Raw genomic sequence first — 4,710 nt, forward strand, 5'->3', positions numbered from 1 at the left:
CTGATCGCTCTTTGCTGGATCGCTATCTGGCGGCGGTACAACAGGTGGTTGATCGCCATGATATCCTGCGTACCGCCTTTATCTGGCGAGAGTTGTCTGTACCGGTTCAGGTGGTTTGGCGTCAAGCTACTTTGTCAGTGATGGAACTGGACTTGAATCCGGCTGATGGGCGAGTTTGTGATCAGTTAACCCAACGTTTTGACCCCCGTCATTATCGTCTCGACTTGGGCGAGGCACCGTTATTGCGCTTTGTGGTGGCGCAAGAGGTTGATGGCCGCTGGATTGTACAACAATTGTTGCACCATCTGATTGGCGATCATACCACGCTGGAAGTCATGAACCGTGAAGTACAGGTTTATCTGAGCGGGCAGGAGGAGAGTCTGCCAGCGCCGACGCCTTTCCGTAATCTGGTAGCACAGGCCCGGTTAGGCGTTAGTCAGGAAGAACACACTCGCTTCTTTACTGACATGTTAGTTGAGGTAGATGAACCGACCCTGCCGTTTGGTTTGACGGAGGTATACCGTGATGGTTCGCAGGTGACGGAATCGCACCGGATGTTGTCAGCCGAGCTAAATAACCGTTTACGTCATCAGGCGAGACATTTGGGCATCAGTCTGGCGGCCTTGTGTCATCTGGCCTGGGCACAGGTACTATCGTGCACCAGCGGGCAGGAGCACGTCGTGTTTGGCACGGTGCTGTTTGGGCGCATGGCGGCGGGAGATGGGGCCGACAGCGGCATGGGGCTGTTTATTAATACCTTGCCGCTGCGGTTGGATATCGATGGGACCCCGGTACGAGACAGCGTGCAGGCCGCTCATACCCGACTGGCTGGATTATTAGAGCATGAGCATGCGTCACTGGCGCTGGCGCAACGTTGCAGTAGTGTTGCTAGTGGTACGCCGCTCTTCAACGCATTATTAAACTACCGGCATAACCTGTCTCTGGTAACGCTGGATGAAACAATGAAGGGCATTGAATTCTTAGGCGGACAGGAGCGGACTAACTATCCGTTTAACCTGTCAGTGGAGGATTTTGGCGATGCTCTGGGGCTGACGGCTCAAGTTGTCCAGCCGTTTGATCCGGACCGTATATGCGGTTATATGCAGCAAGCGCTGGAAAGTCTGGCGGAAGCACTTGAACGGCAGCCTGAGACGCCGGTGCGGGCATTAAATATTTTGCCAGAGGTGGAGCGAAAGCTGTTGCTGGAAATGTGGAATACCACTGAAACCGCCTATCCTGAGACGTTATGTATTCATCAGTTGTTTGAACAACAGGTGGAGCAAACTCCAGAAGCCACGGCGTTAGAGTATCAAGAACAAATCCTCAGCTATGCTGAACTCAATAGCAGAGCTAACCGCCTTGCTCATAAACTAATTACGCTAGGAGTCGTACCGGACCAGCGGGTAGTGATTTGTGCAACACGCTCGCCAGCGATGATAGTGGGACTGTTGGCGATACTGAAAGCCGGAGGGGCGTATGTGCCGTTGGACCCAACTTATCCAGGGGAACGTCTGGCGCATATCCTGAATGATGTTGCCCCGTCAGTGGTGCTGGCGGATAAGATTGGACGGTCGGCTCTGGGTGAAAAGGCGTTGGTCGGATTAACGGTGTTAGATCCGAATATTCAGCCTGACCAGCCGGACAGCAATCCGCAGGGGATTGCACTGACTCCACAACATCTGGCGTATGTTATCTATACTTCTGGCTCTACCGGCACGCCGAAAGGCGTAATGGTGGAACATCAGGCCATTTATCAACGTTATTTCGGTTTTAATCAGACCTATGCTGTTACTGCACAAGACCGGATGCTGCAATTTTCCTCTTTTGCCTTCGATGCGTCCGTCGAAGAACTGTTTTCGTCATTATGCAATGGTGCCACGTTGGTGATTCGTGATGATAGTTGGCTGGCTTCTGTGTCGGCGTTTATCACCTTAGCCCGACAGAATAAAATTACCGTAATGTCTCTGCCAACCCTGTTTTGGTTTGAGCTGGCGGCCAGAGACAGGGCGTTATTACTACCGGATTGCCTCAGGTTAATCATGATTGGTGGCGAGATGGTGAAGAAGAGCGCCATTCAGGCGTGGTTTACACAGGAAATGCCACGTCCACGGTTGTTAAATACTTATGGCCCGACGGAAAATACCGTCATTGCGACCTGTCAGGAGATATTATCCCCAGAAGATGCGTGTTCTATAGGCCGACCAATTAGCCATACTGGCATATACTTGCTGGACAGATACGGCCAGCTTGTACCATTAGGCTGTATTGGCGAAATATATATTGGCGGCGTCGGTGTGGCGCGTGGCTATCTGAATCGCCCTGAATTGACCGCCGAACGTTTCCTTGTTGATCCATTCAGTAGTCACCCGGATGCCCGCATGTACCGCAGCGGGGATTTGGCCCGCTATCTGCCGGACGGCAATCTGGAATTCCTGGGCCGTAACGACCAGCAGGTTAAAATCCGTGGCTTCCGTATTGAACCGGGGGAAATTGAAGCCCGCTTGGCGGAACACCCGGCAGTGAGTAAATCTGTGGTATTGGCGCAGGGTGAAGGACAAGAGAAACGGCTGGTGGCCTATGTCGTGGCACCAGAGGATGATGGGCTGGTGAACAGTCTGCGTGCTCACCTGAGTGCTGTTTTACCTGATTATATGGTGCCAACGGCTTTTGTGCGGCTGGATGCATTCCCGTTACTGCCGAATGGTAAGTTGGATCGCCGAGCGTTGCCGGCACCGGACAGTGACGCCGTTGCGCGTCAAACTTATGAAGCGCCACAAGGGGAAACGGAAATAGCCTTGGCGGCGATTTGGCGTGAAGTCTTGGGTGTTGAACAGATCAGCCGGTATGACAATTTCTTTGCTCTGGGCGGTCACTCGTTACTGGCGATGCGAGTGATGAATCGGGTAGCCGCTTTAGGTGGAGAATTGCCGCTGACGGCTCTGTTTAAATCTCCTTCGTTGAAAGCGTTTGCTGAGGTTATGCAGGCCCAGATGGGACAACCGGACATGATTCTACCGTCCATCGTGCCGATATCCCGTGAAGGGGAATTACCGTTATCATTTGCTCAACAACGCCTGTGGTTCTTGGCGCAGCTTGAGGGCGTCAGTGAAACTTATCATGTCCCGATGGCTCTACGCTTGTCTGGTCAGTTGGATATCATGGCCTGGCAAAAGGCGCTGGATACCTTGTTTGCCCGTCATGAAGCGTTACGTTCTGTCTTTGTTTCTATAGATGATCAGCCGCAAGTGCGACTGTTGGAACCGGATAGCGGCTTACTGTTATCTCAATATGACCTGCGCGGCGTTTCGGATGCTGATGAAATTCTTAAACGCCTGAGTACGGAGGAGGCTCACGCGTCATTTGACCTCGAAAGCGGCCCGCTTATTCGCGCGGCTCTCATCCGGATCACCGATGACGAATATCAATTTTTACTGACTCAGCATCATATTGTTTCCGATGGCTGGTCTGGCAATGTACTGATACAGGAATTGAATGCGCTCTATACGGCGTTTATGAATGGACAGCTCGATCCGTTGCCGCCGTTGGCGATTCAATACCCGGATTACGCCGCCTGGCAGCGTCAGTGGTTGTCGGCTGAACGTATTCAGGTTCAATCCGACTATTGGCGTGCAATGTTGGCTGACGCCCCGGTGCTGTTGGATCTGCCGACAGATCGGCCTCGTCCGCCGGAGCAGTCGTTTGCCGGAGATGCCGTGCCGGTTAACTTAGATGTTGAATTAACGACAGCCCTTAAGCGTCTGAGTGAGCAGCAGGGCGTCACCTTATTCATGACGCTGTTGTCAGCCTGGTCGGTGGTTCTGTCACGTTTGTCAGGTCAGGAAGATGTAGTGATTGGCACGCCGAGCGCGGGCCGTGGTCGTCAGGAAGTGGAACCGTTGATTGGCTTCTTTGTCAATACGTTGGCGTTGCGTATTGGTTTATCAGGTGAGCTGACTGTGACGGAATTACTGGCGCGGGTCCGGCAAACCGCATTGACGGCTCAGGAGAATCAAGATTTACCGTTTGAACAGGTGGTGGAAATCGTACAACCGCCGCGCCGACTGGCGCATACCCCGTTATTCCAGGTGATGTTTGCCTGGCAGAACAATGAGAACTCGGAATGGGAATTACCGGGGCTGGCAGTCTCACCGGTCTATCAAGCTTTTGATATTGTCAAGTTTGATCTTGAACTGGGCTTGTCGGAGGAGGAGGGCAGGATTGTGGGGGCGCTGAATTATGCCACCGCCCTGTTTGACTCGGCAACAATGGAACGACAGGTGGGATATCTGCATGCGGTGTTGCAAGCGATGGTGGTTAACCCTCAACAGCCGATCGGAAAAATAGATATCCTAGCCCCGGCGGAACGCAAGCTATTGCTAGAAACCTGGAATGCGGCGGAAACCGCCTATCCTGAGGCATTATGCATTCATCAATTGTTTGAACAACAAGTGGAGCAAACCCCGGAAGCCACGGCACTAGTGTATCAGGAGCAAACCTTCAGTTATGCCGAATTAAATGCCCGCGCTAACCGGCTGGCCCATCAGCTTATCGCATTGGGTGTCGTACCTGACCAGCCGGTGGCAATTTGTGTGTCACGTTCACCGGTGATGGTGGTAGCGCTGTTAGCAGTATTGAAAGCCGGGGGTGCCTATGTGCCGCTGGACCCAACTTATCCGCTGGAGCGTTTGGCATATATCCTGAATGATACTA

The 4,710-nt window shown here is 52.8% G+C and carries 1 protein-coding gene; it reads left to right on the forward strand.

Annotated elements, in window-relative coordinates; all coding sequences use genetic code 11:
- Positions 1-4,710, forward strand: a 4,710-nt coding sequence (locus EAE91_RS22955) for a non-ribosomal peptide synthetase (RefSeq protein WP_214090475.1), incomplete at both ends; no start/stop codon positions are given.

Origin of the sequence: Photorhabdus noenieputensis, from assembly GCF_018448935.1 — a bacterium.
Lineage (GTDB): Bacteria > Pseudomonadota > Gammaproteobacteria > Enterobacterales > Enterobacteriaceae > Photorhabdus > Photorhabdus noenieputensis.